The 22238-nt window shown below is 41.9% G+C and carries 16 protein-coding genes; 8 read left to right on the top strand and 8 right to left on the bottom strand.

Annotation, left to right across the window (positions count from 1 at the left end; genetic code table 11):
- Window positions 1-525 precede the first annotated feature (525 nt).
- The 4 genes from R2S08_RS11515 to R2S08_RS11500 all read left to right on the top strand — a co-directional run bounded on the left by R2S08_RS11515 (window position 526) and on the right by R2S08_RS11500 (window position 7135).
- Window positions 526-3693 carry a SusC/RagA family TonB-linked outer membrane protein gene (locus R2S08_RS11515; protein ID WP_316835314.1) on the top strand — a complete coding sequence of 1056 codons (3168 nt, stop codon included), beginning with the start codon at window positions 526-528 and terminating at the stop codon, window positions 3691-3693.
- 39 nt (window positions 3694-3732) lie between these two features.
- On the top strand, window positions 3733-5268 hold the full coding sequence (locus R2S08_RS11510) for a RagB/SusD family nutrient uptake outer membrane protein (protein WP_316835313.1): 1536 nt from the start codon (window positions 3733-3735) through the stop codon (window positions 5266-5268).
- A gap of 28 nt (window positions 5269-5296) precedes the next feature.
- Window positions 5297-5959: a fasciclin domain-containing protein gene (locus R2S08_RS11505; RefSeq protein ID WP_316835312.1), complete on the top strand. Its 663-nt coding sequence runs from the start codon at window positions 5297-5299 to the stop codon at window positions 5957-5959.
- Between the two features lie 195 nt (window positions 5960-6154).
- Complete coding sequence (locus R2S08_RS11500; RefSeq protein ID WP_316835311.1) at window positions 6155-7135, top strand: DUF5007 domain-containing protein; 981 nt, start codon at window positions 6155-6157, stop codon at window positions 7133-7135.
- Between the two features lie 67 nt (window positions 7136-7202).
- Here R2S08_RS11500 and R2S08_RS11495 read toward each other — a convergent pair whose 3' ends face one another.
- Window positions 7203-9080 (bottom strand): gliding motility-associated C-terminal domain-containing protein, encoded by a 1878-nt coding sequence (locus tag R2S08_RS11495; RefSeq protein ID WP_316835310.1) that lies wholly within the window; start codon window positions 9078-9080, stop codon window positions 7203-7205.
- A 71-nt stretch (window positions 9081-9151) separates the two neighbouring features.
- Complete coding sequence (locus tag R2S08_RS11490) at window positions 9152-10174, bottom strand: acyl-CoA reductase (RefSeq protein WP_316835309.1); 1023 nt, start codon at window positions 10172-10174, stop codon at window positions 9152-9154.
- 76 nt (window positions 10175-10250) lie between these two features.
- On the opposite strand from R2S08_RS11490, the gene R2S08_RS11485 reads away from it, so the two are divergent.
- Window positions 10251-10601, top strand: coding sequence for a 4Fe-4S dicluster domain-containing protein (locus R2S08_RS11485; RefSeq protein WP_133780293.1), 351 nt, complete (start codon window positions 10251-10253; stop codon window positions 10599-10601).
- A 263-nt stretch (window positions 10602-10864) separates the two neighbouring features.
- Here the strand turns inward: R2S08_RS11485 and R2S08_RS11480 are convergent, their stop codons facing one another.
- On the bottom strand, window positions 10865-11314 hold the full coding sequence (locus tag R2S08_RS11480; RefSeq protein ID WP_133780227.1) for a universal stress protein: 450 nt from the start codon (window positions 11312-11314) through the stop codon (window positions 10865-10867).
- 196 nt (window positions 11315-11510) lie between these two features.
- Between R2S08_RS11480 and R2S08_RS11475 the strand changes: the two genes are divergently transcribed.
- Genes R2S08_RS11475 through R2S08_RS11465 form a run of 3 tightly spaced genes read left to right on the top strand, consistent with a single transcriptional unit; the run spans window position 11511 to window position 18640 of the window.
- A complete protein-coding gene (locus tag R2S08_RS11475; RefSeq protein ID WP_133780228.1) occupies window positions 11511-12071 on the top strand; it encodes a thioredoxin family protein in 561 nt (186 codons plus the stop codon).
- A 9-nt stretch (window positions 12072-12080) separates the two neighbouring features.
- Window positions 12081-12863 (top strand): C40 family peptidase, encoded by a 783-nt coding sequence (locus tag R2S08_RS11470; RefSeq protein WP_316835308.1) that lies wholly within the window; start codon window positions 12081-12083, stop codon window positions 12861-12863.
- A gap of 50 nt (window positions 12864-12913) precedes the next feature.
- Window positions 12914-18640, top strand: a complete 5727-nt coding sequence (locus R2S08_RS11465) for a carboxypeptidase-like regulatory domain-containing protein (protein WP_316835307.1) — start codon at window positions 12914-12916, stop codon at window positions 18638-18640.
- Window positions 18641-18644: 4 nt separating this feature from the next.
- On the opposite strand, the gene R2S08_RS11460 is transcribed toward R2S08_RS11465, so the two are convergent.
- From R2S08_RS11460 to hisH, 5 genes are read right to left on the bottom strand one after another with little or no spacing between them, the layout of a single operon-like run.
- Window positions 18645-19541, bottom strand: a complete 897-nt coding sequence (locus R2S08_RS11460; protein ID WP_316835306.1) for a WD40 repeat domain-containing protein — start codon at window positions 19539-19541, stop codon at window positions 18645-18647.
- A gap of 5 nt (window positions 19542-19546) precedes the next feature.
- Window positions 19547-20137 (bottom strand): bifunctional phosphoribosyl-AMP cyclohydrolase/phosphoribosyl-ATP diphosphatase HisIE, encoded by a 591-nt coding sequence (gene hisIE / locus R2S08_RS11455; protein ID WP_133780233.1) that lies wholly within the window; start codon window positions 20135-20137, stop codon window positions 19547-19549.
- Window positions 20134-20889, bottom strand: a complete 756-nt coding sequence (gene hisF / locus R2S08_RS11450) for an imidazole glycerol phosphate synthase subunit HisF (RefSeq protein WP_316835305.1) — start codon at window positions 20887-20889, stop codon at window positions 20134-20136. Before hisF ends, hisIE begins: the two co-directional genes overlap by 4 nt.
- 3 nt (window positions 20890-20892) lie before the next feature.
- Window positions 20893-21642, bottom strand: a complete 750-nt coding sequence (hisA, locus tag R2S08_RS11445) for a 1-(5-phosphoribosyl)-5-[(5-phosphoribosylamino)methylideneamino]imidazole-4-carboxamide isomerase (protein ID WP_316835304.1) — start codon at window positions 21640-21642, stop codon at window positions 20893-20895.
- Between the two features lies 1 nt (window position 21643).
- The gene (gene hisH, locus R2S08_RS11440; RefSeq protein ID WP_133780235.1) at window positions 21644-22237 is read right to left on the bottom strand and encodes an imidazole glycerol phosphate synthase subunit HisH; all 594 of its coding nucleotides are present in this window, start codon (window positions 22235-22237) and stop codon (window positions 21644-21646) included.
- Window position 22238: the final 1 nt, after the last annotated feature.

Raw genomic sequence — 22238 nt, 5'->3', positions numbered from 1 at the left:
AACCATTGAAAGGGGCTCTGTATGGTCAAAACGGGTTTATGTGTTTTAAACAAACGTTTGCGTAACTTTATTTAATTCTTTGTTCAGAAGTGTATTTAAAGGATAATAAATTTCTTTCCCATACAGATTTTCTTGCTGTTTTGCTTTATAATGTAGTTTGATGGTTGGGAGAACAGGCTAATTGTATGTTTCTTTGATTGGATTTAATTTTTTTTCATTATAAAATTATTTAAATAATGCAAACGTTTGTGTTGTTAAAAAATGTTAAATGACATTTCAATAGTAATAACTTAGGTAGTAACATATCCATTACATAAATGGACTCGGCCATGTATACCGCATGGTCCCTAACAAAACTATTGTTTCACCAACCACTAACCAAGGCAACAAATGAAAAACAGCGGATCTAGTTAACCCCAGACCTTAAAGGCGTTTCTTTTTTTTGTTACAGCAGCGAAAATTGTTGTGCAAATGGAATCGTATTGATCTTACTAATCGATTATTAATTTTTTTTAAAAAAAAAGTATGAGGAATTTTTATAAAAAACAATTCTTTATTATCTCCTTATTGCTCTTATTTTCCGGAGCTGTCTTTGCTCAGAAGAAGATTAAGGGAACAGTTAAAGGTTCAGATGATGGCCTGGGGCTTCCAGGCGTATCTGTTAAATTAAAAGGCAGTAACAAAGGCGTAAGTACAGACAATAACGGGAATTTTAGTATTGATGTGCCTGCAACCGGCACCCTGCATTTTTCCTATATTGGCTATGAACCTAAAGACGTTGAAATTTCTGGTCAGACCGAAATTCATGTTAAATTAAAGGCAGTTGATAATTCCCTGAATGATGTGGTCGTGATCGGCTACCAGTCTGTTTCCAGAAAAACATCTACTGCAGCCGTATCTACCGTTAAAGCAGCCGACCTGGAAAATCTGCCTTCACCAACATTTGATAAACTTTTACAAGGAAGGGTTTCCGGCTTAAATGTGCAGAGTTTTTCGGGTGAGCCAGGTGGTACGCCAACATTTGTGGTCCGGGGAAATTCCAATATCAGCAGAACAGTGAATGCAGCCCGTGCATTAAGCAGCCCTTTATTTGTGATCGATGGAATTCCGATTTCTACCGAGGATGTGAGTTCATTTGGTGATGTTACGGGAACCAACTTTTTTGCCGGACTTAATCCTAATGATATTGAAGCCATTGATGTATTAAAGGATGCAGCCGCAGCAGCCATCTATGGGTCCAGAGGCGCCAATGGTGTAGTGATCATTAAAACCAAACGGGGAAAAGCAGGCAAACCAAACATTAATGTCAATGCTTATACCGGGATATCCAAACATGGTAAAATGCAGGAGTATATTATTGGCGCAGAAGAGCGGCGTTATAAAGTGAACTATCTGAACAAATATGCAAATTACGATCAGCAGAGATTGTATCCTCAGATCCTGACAGATAGTTTAAACCCTGCATTTAACAATGCTAACGATTGGCAGGGAATATTTTTTCAAACGGGGATTATCCAAAATTACGATCTCTCTGCTTCCGGCGGAACCGAAAACGTCAACTATCGCTTCAGTGGCAATTATTACGACGAAGGTGGAATTATTAAAGGAACTGGATTTAAGAGATACACCATGTCCGGGTCTATGGGCGCACAATTAACCCCTCGTTTGAAACTGGATGCGATCTTTAGGTTATCCAGGGGTGATCGTGCCCGGGGTCGTGGACAGGCTCCATGGGAAAATCCATTGCCAATCAGCGCAGGAACCTTTCCTACCTCCTTATTGTACATCAGCGATAGCGATATGCAGAATTTTACAGGGCAACTGGAGGCCGCTAAAGATAAAAACATCAACGATGACATTACAGCCAGTATAAGTCTGGATTATGACATCAGCAAAAAATTCCATTTTTCTACACAAGGCTCTCTGCAATCGAGCCGGGGAAGCAGGGATGTGTTCAGGCCAAGTATATTGGACGCCAACAATAATTTCTATGTGCAGTCATCCAGAACCAATTTTGATAATTTCAATATCGATAACCTCCTTTCTTATAAAACTTCCCTACATGAAGACCATCATTTTAATGCATTGGTTGGTAATACGATCAATTACAATACCAGGGCTTATTCAGGTATTGGAGGAGTAGGGCAGGGCAACAATGTGATTTCTACCGTTCAGGGTATCGATCCAAAGAATTATGTGTTAAATGACCCGAATGGAAATCTGATTACAGGTTCCAGTACTGAATCTGCGGGATTGCTGTCTTTTTTTGGAAGGTTAAGTTATGATTACAAAGAAAAATACCTGTTTTCTGCCAGTTTTCGTACAGACGCATCATCCCGTTTCGGTAAAAATTATAGGTGGGCCCGTTTTCCTGCCGTATCTGCAGGCTGGGTAGTAACAGAAGAGCCCTTCATGAAACCTACAGAGAACTGGTTAACTTCTTTGAAGGTAAGGGGGAGTTATGGAGTGTCAGGTAATCTACCTAGCGATTATTATTTGCCGTTTAACGCTTTAAGGTCCCAGAATCAAGGAAGTTATAATGGTTCCCCTACAACCAATACCTATAATGGGATCAATGTGGTAACCTATAATCCGAGCTCGATTACGCAGGACAATCTCACCTGGGAACGTTCAATTCAGTCTAATATTGGTATTGATGCAGACCTTTTTAAGGGCCGTCTTTCTTTTTCTGTTGATGCATACAACCGGGGAACTTCCAATACTTTCTTTGATTTGAACCTGCCAGTTACCGGGGGATATGAAAAAGTTAAAACCAATGCGGTGTCAGTACGGAACCTGGGACTTGATGTTAATGTTTCCGGACGTGTATTTAGCCCAGATAGTAAATTTCAGTGGAACCCGAGATTGATTATGTCCTTCAACAAAAACCAGGTAGCTTCTCTTCCCAACGGAAACAGGGATATCATGGTTACCGACGGAAATACAGGGACCACCTTTATCCTGACTAAGGGAAGGCCAATCTATGAATTCTTCCTGGTGAAATCGGCTGGCGTATACTCTACCGAGGCAGATATTCCTTTTGACCCCCGTACAGGAAACCTGATTACCTATTGGGAAGGTTCACAAACAGCAAAACCAGGTTCCTATCGCTGGATAGATCAGAATTTTGACTATGACGTATGGGACCATTTTGATAAAGTAAGGGTGGGCAATCCTAACCCCCGTATTACCGGAGGTTTGAGCAATACCTTTACCTTTAAGAACTTTTCATTAGAAGTCTATACCACATTTGTATTGGGACGCGAGGTGTATAATACTTATATTTCCAGTTTACTTGATCAATATAAGCAATTGGGTAGTTTTCCCAATACCGGCCTGATCAATCTGGATAAACTTCCAATTTGGCGTAAGCCGGGTGATGTGGCCCAATACGCGGATTTAAATCCATATGGGGATTATTATTATCAGTTTAATAATTTCTCTTCAGCTTACATGGAAAACGGATCTTATGCCAAGATTAAATACATCAACCTGGCCTATAATTTTCCGGCAAAAATGCTGCAGAAATTTAAGATGAAACGTTTACAAGTCTACGCAATTGTTGATAATGTGTATTCTTTCCAAAAATCAACATTACCTGATGTGGAAGCCGTAAATGAACTTGGGATTTATACAGGCGACGGTTACCCTGTTCCAAGAAAATATACCATTGGTCTGCAGGCCTCATTTTAAACGGCTGGATGTCATAAGTTATCATTTAGAACAACGATCATGATTTTATCAAAATATAAAATAATAAGTATTGTCCTTTTAGGAGGAATGCTTTGTGCAGGTTTGTATTCCTGCAAGAAAATAACTGATCTAAAACCAGAAGGATCCGTATATGATGCGGTGTACTGGAAAACAGAAAGTGATGCCACCTCTGGCTTAATGGGAGCTTATTCTTTCTTACGCCAATCACAAACTCTTGGTCCCTCCAACATGTCGAGTTTTGCCTATGCAGATTTTACGGCCGGTGTTTTGAAAGAAGGTGGTGATTACGCGCTTAATTTCCTGGTCAAAGGAGATCAGTACTATGGAACCGGCTTGAATGTGAATGATTTTGCCGGCGATTACCTGGACGATTTTCAAAGCTGGAAGCCTTATTATGAAACCATAAATATGGCCAATACGGTTTTGGAAAAAGTAGGGAAGATGCCAGACAATGTATTTAAAAGTGCTGCAAATAAAAAGGCAATACTGGGAGAAGCTTATTTTATCCGGGCTTATACTTATTTCTATATGGTCAGGATCTGGGGCGATTTGCCTCTGGTTTTGAAATATGATCCAGACCCGGTTTCTGCTAAGAATATCCAGCGTTCACCAGAAGCTGTCGTATTAGATTCCTGCGCGGCAGATATGAAAAAAGCTTCTGCTTTACTCAAATGGAACACGGGTGCTGATCATGCGATTAGAGCCGATAAAGGGGCTGCATTTGCCTTGCTTGCCCACGTAAACAGGTGGAAATACTTTGTAACCAAAGAACAGGACACCAAGTTGCTCAGCAACGCCGTTGCGGCCATAGATTCGATTACCAATTCCGGTAATTATCAGCTTGTTCCTGCAGCCAATTTTGATCAATTGTTTAAGGGAAGATCTGTTGAAGGGATTTTTGAGATCAATACCAGCTATGCACAAAATGAATATCAAATCAATGGCGGTTTTTACAAATATACCCTGGGCGTTCCTTATATCGCAAAGCAAACAAAGTCGACCATTTTTGACAGCGATGTAATTAATGCTATGTTCACGGATCCTCAGGATGCGCGCTATAATTATTATTTTGACAGGTCCAAATCTGATGATATTGTCCTGACCAAATACATTGGAAAGAACAAACAAAACCTCCAATATCTTGATCAGAATAACCAAGCCGGAGCAGTTATTGACTGTAACATCAGTGTGTTCAGATTGGCCGAAATGAAATTGCTGAGGGCTGAATGTAATGAACTGTTGCACAACAACAGTGCAGCCGCTGCAGATCTGAATGATGTGAAAAGGAGATCGAACTTACCAGACTTTGCCGAAGGTGGTGATAACGACCTGAAAACAGAAATTTTCGAAGAAACCTTCAGAGAGTTGTTTTGCGAAGGACATACCTGGTATGATATGGTACGCAATAAAAGAGTAGTGGATTATATTGGTTCAGACCGTTTTTCTCAAGCCAGATTTGACGGCGAGGGTTGGAAATGGCCAATAAACCGGGCCCTGTTTGTAGATAATAAAGACCTTGCCCAGAATAAATACTGGATTGGTATACTCAGATAAAATAGGTTTTTTATTTAAAATGAATATTATGAAACTCAAAACATCATACATCTTAACTTTATTCTTCGCTTCAGGATTGCTGATCATGGCGTGTAAAAAGGATAATTATATTATAGGAGGTAGTCTGCAGGATGCTCATGTTAACATGACAACCTACGATTATCTCAAATCAAAACCTCTTTTTGATACATTGGTTACCCTGATCGACAAAGCCGGGATGAAGGCGGAGATTAATGGAAATACAACTTTCTTCGCACCTACAGATTATTCTATTAAAGATCTGCTGGCCAGACGTACAAAAATCCTGCAACAGGAACAAAATGATGAAAATCTAAAGTATACACTAGACAATTTGCCTGTTCAGGAGTTGAGAGATTCATTAAGATCCCATCTTTTTGTAGGCAAAATAAACAGAGACCAGCTTTCTTTGCAAAATAAGCTCTACAAGAGTGTTTCGGGAGAGGATTTTTCTATACTATTAGTAGAAACAACAGCTTATACAGGTATTGTTACCACCAAACCACAATATCTTTATTTGGTTAAGGTTAAAAATGGACTTGATCCGGTGCCACTTCCAGATGACTATCCAGACGAAAACAAGGATGATATGGAGCTTTGTCAGACTTCGGGAATCATTACCACCAATGGAATTTTGCATGTACTAAACAATCAACATAAGTTTTATTGGTAACAGCAGCCTGTTGGAACTCGTTAACATAAACTCATAATGATTTTATAATAGAAAAATATGAAACCATCATGATTTTTTAAACCACACAGTGGCATGAACCGAACTTGTGAGCTCTTGAACACAAAAAAGAACATAAACACTGGTGAAAAATAAATCTGATAGCTTCATCACAATTGAAAATCAAATTATATATAGATGAAAACTATAAAATATAGCTTAGTACTTATTGTATCGGTAAGTCTAATTTGGATAAGTTGCAAAAAGATACCAGTAGGTTTTATCGGAGAAAGTATGTATTACAAAGACAGTCCTTTTTCAATAGAACAGGGCAATATTAAACAGGTTACCAGTGCATTGAATCTGGATGGCTCGACACTTCCGGTCACCGTTACCTTGTTGGAGGTTCGTAAAAAAGGGACTACACAGAGGGCCGAAGAGTTTTACGTTCCACATGAGGTATATGTGTATAATGCACCTATAAATCCCGATATCGATACCACCATTGCTATGGTGAATGCAAAAAGAGAGAAAAAGATGATCCCGGCCTTTGAATTTTTGCCAAGTGGCCAGTTTTATTTTAATGCGGGTACCATATTTTTGCCGCCGAGATCCCAATATGAATTTGATGTCCAGGTGAGTAACGAGAGCGGTACAAAAACGTTTAAGAACATCGGGGAAATTCATTTTACAGATCCTGAAATGTCCAAAATTTATTCAATTGCAGGAAACTGGTTCTCCGACAACTCTACAGCCAATGGCGCCCTGTCTTCTAATCCGGAGATAACCATTACGAAGATCAGCAGTCAGGGTACCAATGCAATATTGAAAATTGTGGATCAGAATGGCGTCGCATTTAATCCACAGAAAGGAGAGATCATAAAAAGAGGAGACCGGCCCACTTTTGAATCTTATGCAAAGTTTCACCCGGTTACGTATACAGATACCTCGTTGGTATGTAATTATGAAATTACCCCTTTTCCAATAAAGAGAATTAGCGGTTATGGTGATTTTCTGATTTACTACCGGATTCCAAGCACCTACGCAACCTTAACAAATCCACCTGCAGGTCAACCCGCTGGAACCACTTATAGTATTAACCCACGATTTGGTTTTCAGATTAAACAGGAGGGCACTTACCTGGTTACGGTAAAACTAAAAGGGGTGTTACACAAATAAATACAGTTATAAAAGCAATGAATTTTCAGCAATACCCAGGGTAATCGTTAAGGATCATCCTGGGTATTTATCTTATGATCATTATTGAACCGCTGAATTGTTTTTCATCTTCGTTCAGTTTCAATATATAGTAATATACGCCTGCAGGAACATTATTGCCCTTGTATCTTCCGTCCCAGGGTGCTTCAGTTCCTTCAAAAACCAGGTTTCCATAACGGTCTACCACTTTAAGTTCTGCCTTCGGATAGGTATTCAGTGCTTCGATGTTCCAGACATCATTAATATTGTCGCCATTTGGGCTGAATGCATTTGGGATGATGATTTTTTCCAGTACCCGGACAAATACACTCGAAACCGAGCCCAAACAGCCTGCATCTGAGGTGGCTTGCAACGTATAAGTAATGTCATGCTCCGGAGTTGCGACAGGTTGTAATTTTTCCGGGTTGTCAAGTCCCGTCGAAGGTGTCCAGAGATATCTTACACGGTTTCCGCTTATCTTTCCGTCCAGTTGAACAGACTGACCTTTTCTTATTTTCTTGTCTGTACCTGCACTTGCAACGATTTTGTCCAGTACGGTCACCAGCACTTGAGCGGTACTTACACAGGCCCCGTCGGATACGCTAACAGTGTATAGGGTAGTTACATCGGGTTTGGCTATAGGATTTGAAACAGCCGCATTGGATAAACCTAGGGCTGGAGACCAGCTGTATATACTGCCTCCATGCGCCTGCAGTGCAGTTGCTGCACCCTGACAGATGACAGGATGAGGATCCTCTACAGTGGCTACTGGCGGAGCCAGAACCTCCACCTCTGTACTTGCAGAGGAAGAACAGGAGCCCGTGGTAACTTCCACAGTATAAACACCGGCCATCTGAAGCGTGGCCGCGGGAATAACCGGTGATTGTGCTGTAGAGCTAAAGTTGTTAGGTCCCGACCACAGATAAGTACCGGTAACACCTGTTAAATTCAGAACAATGCGCTCTCCCTGACAAAATTTAAGTACAGGCTCTACCACAGGAGCTGGCAATGGATTTACCTGTACAGTTAAAGGAGCTGAGGCTGTTCTGCAACTCGCAGAACTCGCCTGATTTGCGGCGAGTGCTAAACGATACTGGTAGGTTCCTTTAACTGCATCCCCAAAATGAACCGTAAGGTTTTGCCCGGTTTCACCCGCAAGGTCAACCCAGCCCGAACCTTCATTTTTCTGCCAGATGTAAGTCGCCGTTGCAGGCCCGTTTGCGGTCGCGGAAAAATGAATATCGGTCGTTTGATGCTCACAAATGATTTCTGTCGCTTTACCGGGGTCATTATTAATAGATGTATTGATTTCCGGACCGCATGCCCTGAACGTAATGTCATCTATGGCGATATCGTTGCCCCCTCCACCGGGTCCGCTGTTCACAATTTTCAGTTTAACCCGGTTTACATTGGCAGGAGTGGTGAACTCCAGCGCATATTGTTTCCAGTCCGTAGCACTTCCTTCTGGGATGTCTCCGATATCTTTAGAACCGAGTACCTGATCATCCGGAGTCAGGATGGAGAAAATCAACCTTGGTTTTTTGCCATTGTATTTTAATAAATTGATCACCCAGGCTGCGAACTGGTAGGTGGTATTCGGGCAAAGATCTGTGTTGACCTCGGCTTCATAAAATATACCTGGTTCATAACTGGCATTCACAATCATCATATAGCCATCCGGATCATTTGGAGTATGATTGGGAATTTGAAACCAGGCATTGGGCAGCATCCCATTGGTGCTTTTTGCAATGGCATATTCCCCGTCGTTGGGGTAACCAGAAGCAACATAGCGGTAAGACGTACTTGAACCCAGCGAGGGACCAAAGTTGGGGGTACCGCGTCCAAAATCAATATTAATCACCGGATCTCCGAAGGAGCCTGTGCAAATTTGCTGAGCGAAACTCTGTTGTTCTATCGCCCATATCAAACAAAATATTATAAAAGACTTTTTAAACAGCTCCACTGGATGTAATTGAAGAGCAATATAAATATATTATCTTAATCCAGGCCGTTTAAAAATTCAATCGTATTGACATTATCTGCATAGTCCCAGAGCCTTGGCTCCTGGCTTTGCCCAAAGGCCAGCACCGGAATATTCAACTGTAAGCCCGCTTTACTCACCACACACTGGATTTGCTCTTCCTGCTGACGTAAGGTCTGTTCTACCGCATTCAGATCTGTATAGTATTCGTAATACAAAACCGCAAGAGGAGAGGTAAGACTGGTATCTTCTTTCAACAGCAGAAAACCATTGTCAAAATGTTTTGCCGCATTAACCAGGTAGATGGATTTGTTGTAATCGTAATTGTTGTTGTACTTAAAGTGATTAAAAATAGGTTGAAATACTTCCAATGGTTCAAAGAAATGTTTAATCTCATAACCTTCCGGCAGGTAAATTTTTGAAACATTCCGGCAGCCCAGGCCAAAATAATCAAAGATGTCATGCCCAAGCGCTTCAATTTCTGCTGTACTTTCTGCTCCGGTCAATACCGCAACACTGTTCCTGTTTTTGCGGATAATATGCGGTACTTTACCAAAATAATATTCAAAATATCTTGAGGTATTGTTGCTTCCGGTCGCAATGATGGCCTCAAAATCCTTTAAACGTTCTGTATAAATGATATGCTCGGAAAGTAAAGGTTCTATGCGGACCAGCTCAGCAAGTAAGGCCGGAAGTAATTTGTCATCTGAAGAAGACAGTTTAATAAGCGCGATATTTCCTGTTGCCAGCACAGAAAGTACATCATGAAAGCCCACCATCGGAATATTCCCGGCTAAGATTAATCCAATTTTTTTTGGTGACCTGCTGACCTTAATATCTTTGAACCATTTTTCAATGTCCTCATCAGACAGCATAAAATGCAGGGAAGAAAGTGCTCTTTCTACTTCTGCCTGGGTAAACCATGCATTACTGTTTGAGGAAGATAAAATCAGGTTTTTGAATTTATCATCTGGCTGATCAAGGAACAGACTAAGTTTTTTGAATGCAATAATTAATTTTTCTGCTGTTAGGCTCGACATAATGAAACTAAAATTAAAGTATAAGTGTTATATTTGCATTGCAAAGTTAAACTTAGCAATAGATATACACGAAGACATGGCTATTAAAATAACAGACGAATGTATTAACTGCGGAGCATGTGAGCCTGAATGCCCTAATAATGCAATTTACGACGCAGGCACAGCCTGGAGATTTTCTGATGGTACCAATTTAAATGGTATTATAGATTTTGGAGATAAAGAAATTGATGCAGAAGCTGCTCAGGAAGCTGTTTCTGATGAGGTTTATTACATTGTATCTGACAAATGTACAGAATGCAAGGGATTCCATGATGAACCCCAGTGTGCTGCCGTTTGTCCGGTTGATTGTTGTGTAGACGATGAAGATGTAAGAGAAACTGAAGAAGAATTATTAGCCAAAAAGGCCTGGTTACATCAGGAAGGTTAATTCCAATCATATTTAAATAGAAAGCCGATCCATCTTTGGATCGGCTTTTTTTTTCCTTTTATTTTAGAGCAACTAAGATGCCCGCTTATTCAGGCTTAGTATTTGTTTAGTAGGATTGCGCTTTGTTAGAGGTGTAACTGCGCCATGAGTGCGCCTTTTTCTTATAAAAAGGCGCACTCATGGCGCACTCATTGCGCACTCATTGCGCAGTCATACTAAACGAATATACAGCGATGATACCAGCAATATTTTGAAATTTAGATCTATACTTCAGCTTTATTTGGAACAATGAGTACCGGACAGGCCGACTTTCTGGCTACATGCTCTGCAACGCTACCCATCAGAAAGTGATAAAGGCCGGTTCTGCCATAGGTACCTATCACAATAAGGTCTGAACCCCATTCATCAGACTGTTGAATAATTCCATGTGCAGCACTGTCCACTACACTCAGATAGGTCGTCGGAATCCCCTGGCTGAATTTGTTCTCGATCTCCTTAAGCAGTAAATGGCTGTTTTCATCACTGTTGTCATAAGTCTCCAGGAATACAGGTGCCATAGAAAGATCTGGATTAATGTTGGCCGGTACAGGTTCAATGATGTTGACCAGGGCCACTTCGGCACCGAAAGTTTTGGCAATCTCATAACCGGTTTTAGCTGCCTTTTCAGAGCAGGTACTGTTGTCAACGGCAATTAATACTTTCTTAAGGTTCATAATTATAGAGATTTTGGTTTATATAAAAATAACAATTTTATCTGAGACCTTCGTCACAGTGATATAAAGATAGAAGATCAAAAAATGTGCCCTAATGATCGAAATCATAGAATATTGAATTCCAGATCATTTTTTATAATCGAATTCCCGGCCTCCATTATTGCGATATAATTATTAATTTAGAACAAAAAAAAAGATGAAACTGAAATATTTCCTATTGACCTTTTGTGCAGTATTCCTGATCACAACAGTGAAAGCGCAGGAGCCTGCTGCATCTGCAGAAATTATCCTTAAAGAAGCTTATCAACAAGCTGCAAAGGAAAAAAAGAATGTATTCGTTATTTTTCATGCTTCCTGGTGTGGTTGGTGCCATAAAATGGACGAAGCCATGAATGATGCGAGCTGTAAATCTTTGTTTAACGATCAGTATGTGATCCGGCATCTGGTGGTTAATGAATCTCCTCAAAATAAAAAACTAGAGAATCCTGGTGCACAGGAAGTACTGGCTAAATTTCATGGAGATAAGCAAGGTATTCCTTTTTGGCTGATCCTGGATAAGAACGGAAAGCTGCTGGCCGACTCTCAGATCAGGCCGCAAGGTGCAGGATTGGATGTCGTAGGTGAAAATATTGGCTGCCCTTCAAAAAAGGAGGAAATCGCTGCCTTTAACAAAATATTAAAAAATACTTCCCGTTTAACCGAGCAGCAGTTGGGCGTCATCAGCAAAAGGTTTGAAGCCATCAACACAGGACATTAATCCTATTATATGACAACAGAACAACAGTTTGGCCTATGCCGGGTTTCTATAGCTCCGCTTAGGGCCGAACCCAGTGACCGATCGGAAATTGTATCGCAGCTCTTGTTTGGCGACAGCGTAGAAATTACGGAGCAAAAGGACAATTGGCGTAAGATCCGGAATATTTATGACGAATATGAAGGCTGGGTGGATATGAAGCAGCTGGAGATTGTGCCCAGGGAAGAGGTTGATGCTGTTTCAGATTTTGTTGCTCCGCTGGCCTTGGAAAATGCGCTCATCGCCGAAGATGGGAGTAGCTATTACCTGGCTGCCGGAAGTAGTCTTCCCGGCTTTAGCAATGGCTATTGCAGCTTTGGGAACTTGAAATTTAAACTGAGCTTTCAACCTTTACAGGTTAATTATGGTGTCTTAAAAGGTGATCTGGCTGCACTAGGGCTTTTCTTTCTAAATGCACCCTATCTCTGGGGCGGACGGACCTGGTTTGGAATAGACTGTTCCGGTTTTACACAGATTGTGTTTAAAATGGCCGGTATCCGGATAAAAAGAGATGCTTCCCAACAAGCAGAAGAAGGTGTTACCGTCGATTTTCTTCCTGAAGCAAGGAAAGGTGACGTTGCTTTTTTTGACAATGCAGAAGGGCGCATTACGCATGTGGGTATTTTGCTGGACAATCAGCAGATTATACATGCTTCGGGAAAAGTAAGGATAGATCCAATTGATGACCAGGGCATTTTTAACAAGGAACTGAATAAATATACTCACCAGCTCCGGATCATTAAAAGATTTTTTTAATTAATTTATGAAATTAACGATACAGTTGCATCATCCACAAAAAATTGCACATGAAGCACCTTCTCCTCTCTTTACTGCTTGCCGGTATACTGGCAAATGGCTCAAATGCACAAAATAAATTATCGGCGAGCAGACAATCCGGATATTATACTTATATCTATAAATTAACTGATAAAGAAGCTTATACCGTTGCTGCAGGGGCTACTGCTGCAGTAAGTGATGCTTTTATGCACAGCCTGGTGGATTCTTTCCGGGTGGACACAAAGAAAACCTATCCTAAGAAAACGCCTTTTGGCCATTACCTGTATGTTACTCCGGTGGCTAATAATTTGGTGTATAGTTTGGAACAGGTGGGGAATGTAAACCTGCAGTTTGTAAACAACCTGAAGGATTTTCAGTTCCGGATTACGGATTTGAAAGGTATGCAGGTCAGCAATGCAGCGGTCAGGATTGGAAAAAACAAAAAGGTAAAATATGATCAGAAGGCTGGCCTGTATGTGTCCAAAAAGGGCATTAAGCCAAATGTGATTGTGGTAGAGCAGGAGGGCATCCGTAATTATTTTACTTTTCAGGAGCAAAAGCCATGGGTAAGGCTAAGAGGAAAGGGAGGTCGTGGTTATGACCGTCAGGTGGAGGTGCACCAGGAGAAGAAGCCAAAATATGCAGGTTATATGGCTTTTAATAAACCCATGTACAAACCTTTGGATACGGTGAAGTTTAAAGCTTATATCGTCAGCGCTAAAGGAAAGGCCATTCACAACAAAGCGCTTCGCGTAGAATTAATGCGCCAGGGGGAAGAGGATGGCGAGGTGCTGGGCATGATCCAGCCTTACCGGGATGGTGGTTATGAGCATAGTTTTGTATTGCTGGATAGTCTGGATATTGATCTGGACCGCAATTACGATGTTGTTTTAAAAGAACAAAAAGGAAAGGAATGGAAAAAAGTATATGCAGGTACTTTCCGCTATGAAGACTATGAATTAAAGGGGATTCATTTCTCTGTAAGAACCGATAAGGAAGTTCATTCTCCAGGAAACCCGGTAACTGTTTATATGAAAGCGGCAGATGAAAATGACCTGGCAGTACCTGATGGACGGGTAGAGATTACAGCCATTACCGGAAATGTGAGGACGTTTTATGATCAGCGTGCATTTGTTAAGGATACCTTATGGACCAGGGAAATGGTGCTTGATCCGGTTGGAGAAACCAAATTGGTGCTTCCGGACAGTATTTTCCCAAAAGCTGACCTGGACTTTACCCTCCGTTTTACTTTTTTAAATAGTAATAACGAGCAGCAGGAAGATCAGAAATATTTATCCTTTAGTTTAAAAAAGGAAGAATTAAAGGCAAGTTTAAAAGGAGACACGCTTCGGTTTGAATACCTTTTTCAAGGAAAGCCTGCTGAGCAAAAAGGCGTATTGCTTTCTTATATTGGAAATGGTTTGAAACGGGATTCTTCTGTTGTTCAGCTACCGCTGGAACTCCTTCTGGACCCTAATGTAGTGTCTTATCATTTCAAGGGGGCAAGTGGATTTGAAAAAACAATCTCCTTAGGAGAACTCAGTACAGGCATGGCTGTATCTTCCAGGCAGACAAAAGATTCTTTGCAGGTACAGGTTATCAATCCACACCATATTCCTTTTTGGTATACCGTGTTCTCCGATCAGAAGGTATGGTTGAAAGGCTATACCAGCCGTCTGGATACGCTAATGAAATATAATGGGGCTAAAAGCACAAGGATACGCGTAAATTATTTTTGGGGCGGACAGGAATACAATACAGATGGAAATGCATTTTACAATGCAAAGCAACTGGATGTACAGCTAAAGGCACCTGAGGTTATTTATCCCGGGCAATCCGTTCCTATGGAAGTTCTGGTAAATGATGCAGAAGGCCATCCCGTTGAGGGAACTGATGTGACAGCCCTGGCTTATACGTCGAAGTTTAAAAATAACTCCTGGATCAATCTGCCTTATTTTGGAAAGAGTTTTTCGGTCTTGAAAACCAGCGGCACCATGAGTGGAGAACCGATCCGGCTGAACGGAAACATGAAGCTGAACTGGCTGAAATGGGGAAAAGAACTTGGCCTGGATACGATGGAGTACTATCGGTTCTGTAATCCGAAGGAACTGTATACGATAGAAGAAACCATTATTTCTAGTGAAAATACGGTAGATACTTTAGCACAGGTTGCACCTTTCCTGGTTAAAGATGGTAATATAGAGCCTGTAAGTATTGTTTATATAGATGATGTGCCGGTATTTTTTAGCCAGGCAGATCAGTTGCAGCGCTATGTATTCCAGATACGGCCTGGCTTGCACCGTATAAAAATGCGGAGCGCAAATTATCTTGCTGTACTGGACAGTTACCGCTTTGTAAAAGGGAAAAAGACGATCATCAGCATGGTAGCTGATGAAAGCAATACCAAGGTGGCAGTAGGTAAAGTAAAAGAAACGTTGAGCGACCAGGAAGCTGCAACGATTGCACCTTATATGATCCGCATCGAGGATACATTTAATGAAAAAAAGGCGGTAGTGAGTACGGATGATCAGTTGGTCTTGCTGAATCCTCCACCTAATGTGCACAGAAACGGATCGTTGCTGACCGGACCATTCAGGGAGAATTACCTGCATTATTCTTCCGATGGTATGGAACTGAATTTTCTGAAAGAAGGTGGTTATACTTATACCATTCTTCCGGGTTTGATTAAACAAAAATCACCAGGAACTCCTTACTTATTTAATACCGTTCTGAACGATGTAGAGAGAGGAAATACGGATTACAGGCAGTATCCGCTTAAAAATGCCGAGATAGACAGCATCTGGAATGAGTATTTGGATTTGAGGAGTTATACCACCATGCTTTTTGATGGCTATGGCTATTATAATTATAAGGGGCGGATTCAGATGAAGCTGGATACGGTTTTAGCGAAAAAAATGCCTTTTGTTAAAAATGTACTGATTTACAAAAACGATGAGCCTGATTTTGTGAAGGTTTATCCGGGCAACAGCAGTTACTTCTCCAATTTGGAAGCTGGCGGGTACAGTGTGCTATATCTGTTTAAAGATAACCGCTATTTTACGGTAAAAGATGTAAGGGTTAAAGCACCGGGACAGAATTATTTTGAATGGTCGGATGTTCAGGTTTTGCCGGCAGATCAGCTGAGTAAAACGATAGACCAGCTGATCAAATCTGTAAAATCGGACAGGGGGAATGAAGAGGAGATCAGGGATCAGCTTGCACAGGCTTTTAATGGGAAGAGGACAAGTGCGGTGCTTAGGGTCCAGATTAAAGGACGGGTCTTTGACCGGGACAGTAGGAAAGCTTTGCCTGGAGTGGAAGTGCGCGTAAAGGGCTGGAACAAAGGAACGATGACAGATGGCGAAGGACGCTTCTCTCTGGAGGGACCACAAAAAGGAAAACTGGTGTTTAGCTATATCGGATATGACCGATTAGAAACTGTAATAAGTGCCGGTAAATTGGATTCCGTGTATTTAAGGGCAAATAGCAATGATTTGAATGAGGTTGTTGTTGTGGGGTATGGTATGCGAGACAAAAAAATGATGGCGATGCCGGCAGCTTTAGAAGGCAGGCTTGCAGGGGTCTCCATTAATCGTACTGGGGCTATCATGATTAGAGGAACGAATTCATTGGGCGGCGGTCAGCCCTTATATATTGTAGACGGAATGCCGGTATCTGCAGAGGCGGCTAAAATCAGTCCGGATATGATTGCGGATATAAAGGTTTTAAAAGACGCAGAGGCAACGGCTATTTATGGTTCAAGGGCTGCAAACGGAGTGATCGTAATCAATACCAAGGGTGGAAATAAAACCCTGAATGCGCAGGGAGAACTTATGGGCCAACAGCAAACCATGAGGACTAATTTTTCTGATTATGCCATCTGGCAACCTAAACTTTTCACGGACAGGGAAGGAAAAGCCAGGTTTACAGTGAAATTTCCGGATGACATCACCAGCTGGAATACCAGGTTGATTGCTATGAATGGACATCAGCAAACGGGTTTGGCAGAAACCTCTATCCGCTCTTTTAAAACATTGAGCGCGAATTTCGTTTCTCCTCAATTTGCGCTGGCGGGTGACAGTATCCAGGTAATTGGTAAACTGATGAACTACAGTACAGAGGAAAAACAGGTGCTGCGGAAGTTCAGTTACAATGGAACGGAGCTGCTTAATGGGGCTGTGCGTTTCAAGAATTCCCGTATTGATACCATACCAGTTGTCGCTGCAGGAAAAGACAGTTTACAGTTTGAGTATACGCTAAGGCAGGAAAATGGTTATTTCGACGGGGAAATCCGTAAAATACCCTTGCTTCAAAAAGGAGTGCTGGAAACCAAAGGTTATTTTAATGCTTTGGTGAGGGATACGACCATTAATTATCATTTTGATGCGGGTTTAGGTAAAGTGAGCTTGAGAGCGGAAGCTTCTGTGTTTCCAACACTACTGGATGAAATGGAAAAACTGCGCAATTATGAATATTTGTGCAATGAGCAAATGGCTTCTAAACTGAAATCACTATTGCTGGAAAAAACAGTCAGAAAGTATCTGGGGAGTGATTTTAAGAATGAAAAGGCCATCAAAGAGCTGATCAAAAAATTACTGGCCAGTAAAAGACCTGAAGGCACCTGGGGTTGGTGGCAAAGCAGCAATGCGGAACTCTGGATCAGTTTACATGTAACAGAGGCATTGCTCCTGGCAGAACAGCAAGGTTATCCGATCAATCTGGACAAGACCAGAATTTTGGCCTATCTGACAGATAAACTGAGTTATAGTACGGATTTAGATCAGGTTATGGCTATTAAACTGATCCATGCGCTGGATGGTAAAGCTTATATTAAAGACTTTGTACTGAAAGCAGAAAAGCAAAAGAAAACCGAAAAGCAGAGCTTGTTTGAGCAATTACAGATTCTGCGTTTAAAGCAGCTGGCGGGGATGGATATTGATGTTAAAGCTTTGCTGGCAATGAAAAAACAGACCATGTTTGGCAATATCTACTGGGGAGAGGAAGGGGTGAATTTCTGGGATAACAGTATTCAAAATACGCTTTTGGCTTATCAGATCTTAAAAGCTACAGGAAAGTACACTGCAGAGCGGGACAATATTGTGCGTTATTTCCTGGAGCAGCGCAAAGATGGGCAGTGGAGAAATACGTATGAATCTTCTCTGATCCTGGAAAACATTTTACCGGATCTGATCCAGGATAAAAAATCAGGGGAGCCTGCTTCGCTGGTGTTAAATCAGACCGAAACAGTAAGCGTTTTTCCTTTTACTAAAAGCATAGAAGCCGGGACTGCATTAAATATTCATAAAAAAGGAAATGGACCAGTCTATATTACGGCTTATCAGCAATTTAATAATCCTAATCCGGAGAAGGTAAATAAGGATTTTACGGTGAAAACCTGGTTCGAAGAGAAAGGTCAGAAAGTTACAGCATTAAAAGCGGGTAAAGCCGTTAAGATCAGGGTAGAGGTTGAGGTACGTGCAGATGCAGATTATGTGATGATTGAAATTCCTGTTCCTGCGGGCTGTTCTTATGAAAATAAGATCCAACAGTTTTGGGGAATAGAAACGCACCGGGAATATTTTAAGAACAAGACTTCCATATTCTGCACCAAATTGAAAAAGGGCAAATATAATTTTGAGGTGGAACTGATGCCGAGGTATTCGGGCAGTTATACGCTGAACCCGGCAAAAGCTGAAATGATGTATTTCCCGGTATTTTATGGCCGGGAAGGCATGAAAAGGGTAGCGATTAAATAAAAAACTATTCCCAGTTCCAGATGCGGATGCTGCGGTCGTCACTTGCGGAGATGAGGTGTTTCCCATCTTCGCTCCACATCATTTTATTAATGGAGTGAAAGTGGCCGTCCGTACCTTTTTCTATACTCAGGATCTTGTAGAGTTTAAAATCGGTACTGCTCCAGATCTTAATACTCTTGTCCTGGCTACAGGTGGCAAAATAAGGGAGGCTGGGGTGGAAAGCAATGCTGTAAATACTGAATAAATGGGCTGGGATATTCCTGTCCATTTCATAGCCAGGCAAAGTCCAGACCTTCAGTTGTGCATCCCGGCTTCCGGAGATCATATAGTTGCCCAAAGGGGCATACTGGATAGAGGTAATGGGCAGGGTATGGCCGGTCAGTTCCCGGCACAGGCTGTAATCTTCTGTATGATATATGCGGATAACGCCGTCTTTGGCACCCAGGGCAAATTCTTTTTCATCGTTGCTGATGGCGATAACCCTTACCGTATCGCTAAGTACAGGAAAATGGTACAGGAGAGTGAAATCGTGTAAAGACCATACGGCAACGCTTCCGTCTTCTCCTGTACTGAGTAATTCATTTTTGTATCCGACGGTTTTTAAGTCGAATACTGCTTTTTGATGATGCTTCAAGGTAGCCAGCAATTCTTGTTTCCGGAGGTCAAAAACCAGGATCAGTCCACTTCGCTGCGCAATGAAGAGCAGGTGGTTGAAGCGGTGAAGGGCATAGACTGAACTTTGTACAGGTACAATGACTTTTACAAAGGCCATATCGGCAAGTGACCATTCTACAACACCTTTGTCATTTCCAGCACTGTAAAACCGTTCCGGGTTTTCTGCAGTGGACAGGGCATAGACTGGATTTTGATGACCGTTAAGGGTTTGCTGGTGTTTGAGCATGGTTGTTATTTTTTATGCCTGCTTTCCAGGTTCAGGGCAATGTCGTTTAAGGTTTTGCCTTTTTCTTTGAGCAGGACCAGTAAATGGAAGATCAGGTCTGAACTTTCGTTCACAAAATCAACATCTGTCTCGTTCAGTGCAGCGATAACGGTTTCTACACCTTCTTCTCCCACTTTCTGTGCAATCTTGTTGAGCCCTTTTTTGCGCAGCTTGTTCACATAGGATTCTTCAGACGGATTTTCGTAACGGTTTTCAATGATCTGTTCCAGTTCGAAAATGAAGTTCTGATTGTAATCGGTTTTAAAACAGCTGCGGCTTCCGGTATGACAGGTAGGGCCTACAGGTTCAGCTTTGATCAGGATGGTGTCTTTATCACAATCAATATGGGTTTCTTTTACAAAGAGGAAATTACCGCTTTCTTCTCCTTTGGTCCAGAGGCGGTTTTTAGACCTTGAAAAGAAAGTGACTTTACCTTCTTTTTGTGTTTTTTCCCAGGCTTCTGCGTTCATGTACCCCAGCATTAAAACTTCCAGGGTGTGTACGTCCTGTATGATAACAGGGACAAGGCCCTGTGTTTTTTCAAAATCTATATTCATAACCTTACGGGAATGCCGTGTTTATTTAATTCTTGTTTTAGATCGGGGATGGCTATTTCTCCAAAATGGAATACAGAGGCTGCAAGGGCGGCATCTACACCAGTTTGGGTAAATACTTCTGTGAAATGTGCGGTTGTTCCTGCGCCACCTGATGCGATTACCGGGATATTGATGCTTCTGCAGATTTTATCGAGCAAATTGCAGTCAAAGCCTTGTTTGGTGCCGTCATGGTCCATAGAGGTGAGCAGAATTTCTCCGGCACCCAGTTCTTCGGCCTGTTTAATCCAGGTTTCAGTTTCCAGTTCAGTGGCCAGGCGGCCACCGTTCAGGTGGACCAGGTTCTTTCCACCGGTATATTTGGTGTCGACAGCCAGTACCACAAATTGTACACCGAAAGCTTTAGCCAGTTCTTCTATTAAGGCCGGATTTCTTACTGCTGCAGAATTGATGCTGATTTTGTCGGCACCTGCATTGAGCAGGGCTTCTGCATTGGCTACAGAGCTGATGCCTCCGCCTATGGTAAAAGGAATATTGAGTTCCCGGGCTACCGCCTTGACCATGTCAATGGTGGTGTCCCTTCTTTCATGGGTTGCGGTGATGTCCAGGAAAACCAGTTCATCGGCACCTTGCTGTGCATATTGCGCAGCAAGGGCAACAGGGTCTCCGGCATCCTTCAGGTCTACAAAGTTCACGCCCTTTACTGTCCGTCCGTCTTTAACGTCCAGACAAGGGATAATCCGTTTACTCAGCATGGGCTATAGTGATGACATGGCTTTCAAGTTCCATTCTTTAATTTCTTCAATCGTGATGCGGTTCTCGTAGATGGCTTTACCCACTACTACAGAACGGATGTCTAATGAGGAAAGTTCTTCGATATCTTTCATCGAACTGATACCGCCTGAAGCGATCAGTTTGATAAAAGGGGAATGTTCAAGGAGTTTTTTGTACAGGTCTATAGCTGCGCCGCCCAGTTTGCCATCTTTATTGATGTCTGTGCATAAGAAACGGAAAAAGCCTAACTGCAGACATTTATCTACATAGTCCATCAGTTTGATTGGAGAGCTTTCCATCCAGCCGGAATATTTGATGACCTCATCCAACACATCGATGGCGATGACGATCCTGTTGGCATAATCGTATTTTTTACCCACTTCTTTGCTCAGTTCTTCCAGGAAAGAAGGATTTGTGATGGCTTGTGTACCGACAATCACGCGGTGGATGCCGGCATCGAGCAGGTTAGTCACTTGTTCAATGGTACGGATACCACCGCCATACTGTACACGCATATCGGTTTTTTTAATGATATCGAATAATGCGGCCTGGTTGCTAAAGTCGCCTTTAGCACCATTTAAGTCAATGATATGTATAAATTCTGTCCCATTAGACCGGTAGGTTTCGATCATCTCGGCGATGGAAACGTCGTATACTGTTTTTTGATTGTAGTCGCCCTCTCTTAACCGGACCACTTTTCCATCTAAAATATCAATTGCGGGTATTATGTACATTTTATGGTGTTATAGTTGAAAAATTCTTTAATAAACGTTCGCCTGCTGCTCCGGATTTCTCGGGGTGGAACTGCACGGCATAAAAATTATCTTTTTGTATTGCGGCTGAGAACTGAACGCCATAATCAACAGTCGCGATGTCAAAAATAGGGTTATATTCAATAAAGTACGAATGAACAAAGTAAAATTGTGTCTGATTTTCAACACCTTCAAACAGTAAATTGTTTTTAAAGTTTACATTATTCCAGCCCATGTGTGGGATTTTAATGTTTTTTTCCTTGTCGAAAAGTTTGGTTTCGAGTGGGAAAATATTCATCATGTCCGCATCTCCTTCTTCTGAATGCCGGGTGAGCAGTTGCATGCCCACACAAATGCCCAGTACAGGTTTTTGGAGTTTTTTCAGGGGTTCTACCAATCCGGTTTGTTCCAGTTTTTTCATGGCGGTACCGGCATGGCCTACACCAGGTATAATGATGTGGCTATACTTGTCCAGATCGGCTTCTGTATCTACCATTCCGTAGGCCAGCTGCAGCCGCTGCAAGGCAGAAGTAAGGGAGAAAATATTGCCTGCTCCGTAATTTACGATTCCAATCATC

It is taken from the genome of Pedobacter nutrimenti (assembly GCF_032678445.1).
In the GTDB taxonomy this organism is placed as follows: domain Bacteria; phylum Bacteroidota; class Bacteroidia; order Sphingobacteriales; family Sphingobacteriaceae; genus Pedobacter; species Pedobacter nutrimenti_A.
The sequence above is the reverse complement of the archived record's forward strand: the minus strand, read 5'-3'. Positions and strand labels throughout refer to the sequence as shown.

What these genes read in the sequence shown, in the direction of transcription:
- hisIE (WP_133780233.1), bottom strand. Translation starts at nt 20,137, where the DNA reads ATGAATATAGATTTTGAAAAAACACAGGGCCTTGTCCCTGTTATCATA.
- R2S08_RS11470 (WP_316835308.1), top strand. Translation starts at nt 12,081, where the DNA reads ATGACAACAGAACAACAGTTTGGCCTATGCCGGGTTTCTATAGCTCCG.
- R2S08_RS11475 (WP_133780228.1), top strand. Translation starts at nt 11,511, where the DNA reads ATGAAACTGAAATATTTCCTATTGACCTTTTGTGCAGTATTCCTGATC.
- hisF (WP_316835305.1), bottom strand. Translation starts at nt 20,889, where the DNA reads ATGCTGAGTAAACGGATTATCCCTTGTCTGGACGTTAAAGACGGACGG.
- hisH (WP_133780235.1), bottom strand. Translation starts at nt 22,237, where the DNA reads ATGATTGGAATCGTAAATTACGGAGCAGGCAATATTTTCTCCCTTACT.
- R2S08_RS11465 (WP_316835307.1), top strand. Translation starts at nt 12,914, where the DNA reads ATGAAGCACCTTCTCCTCTCTTTACTGCTTGCCGGTATACTGGCAAAT.
- R2S08_RS11505 (WP_316835312.1), top strand. Translation starts at nt 5,297, where the DNA reads ATGAAACTCAAAACATCATACATCTTAACTTTATTCTTCGCTTCAGGA.
- R2S08_RS11500 (WP_316835311.1), top strand. Translation starts at nt 6,155, where the DNA reads ATGAAAACTATAAAATATAGCTTAGTACTTATTGTATCGGTAAGTCTA.
- hisA (WP_316835304.1), bottom strand. Translation starts at nt 21,642, where the DNA reads ATGTACATAATACCCGCAATTGATATTTTAGATGGAAAAGTGGTCCGG.
- R2S08_RS11480 (WP_133780227.1), bottom strand. Translation starts at nt 11,314, where the DNA reads ATGAACCTTAAGAAAGTATTAATTGCCGTTGACAACAGTACCTGCTCT.
- R2S08_RS11490 (WP_316835309.1), bottom strand. Translation starts at nt 10,174, where the DNA reads ATGTCGAGCCTAACAGCAGAAAAATTAATTATTGCATTCAAAAAACTT.
- R2S08_RS11460 (WP_316835306.1), bottom strand. Translation starts at nt 19,541, where the DNA reads ATGCTCAAACACCAGCAAACCCTTAACGGTCATCAAAATCCAGTCTAT.
- R2S08_RS11515 (WP_316835314.1), top strand. Translation starts at nt 526, where the DNA reads ATGAGGAATTTTTATAAAAAACAATTCTTTATTATCTCCTTATTGCTC.
- R2S08_RS11485 (WP_133780293.1), top strand. Translation starts at nt 10,251, where the DNA reads ATGGCTATTAAAATAACAGACGAATGTATTAACTGCGGAGCATGTGAG.
- R2S08_RS11510 (WP_316835313.1), top strand. Translation starts at nt 3,733, where the DNA reads ATGATTTTATCAAAATATAAAATAATAAGTATTGTCCTTTTAGGAGGA.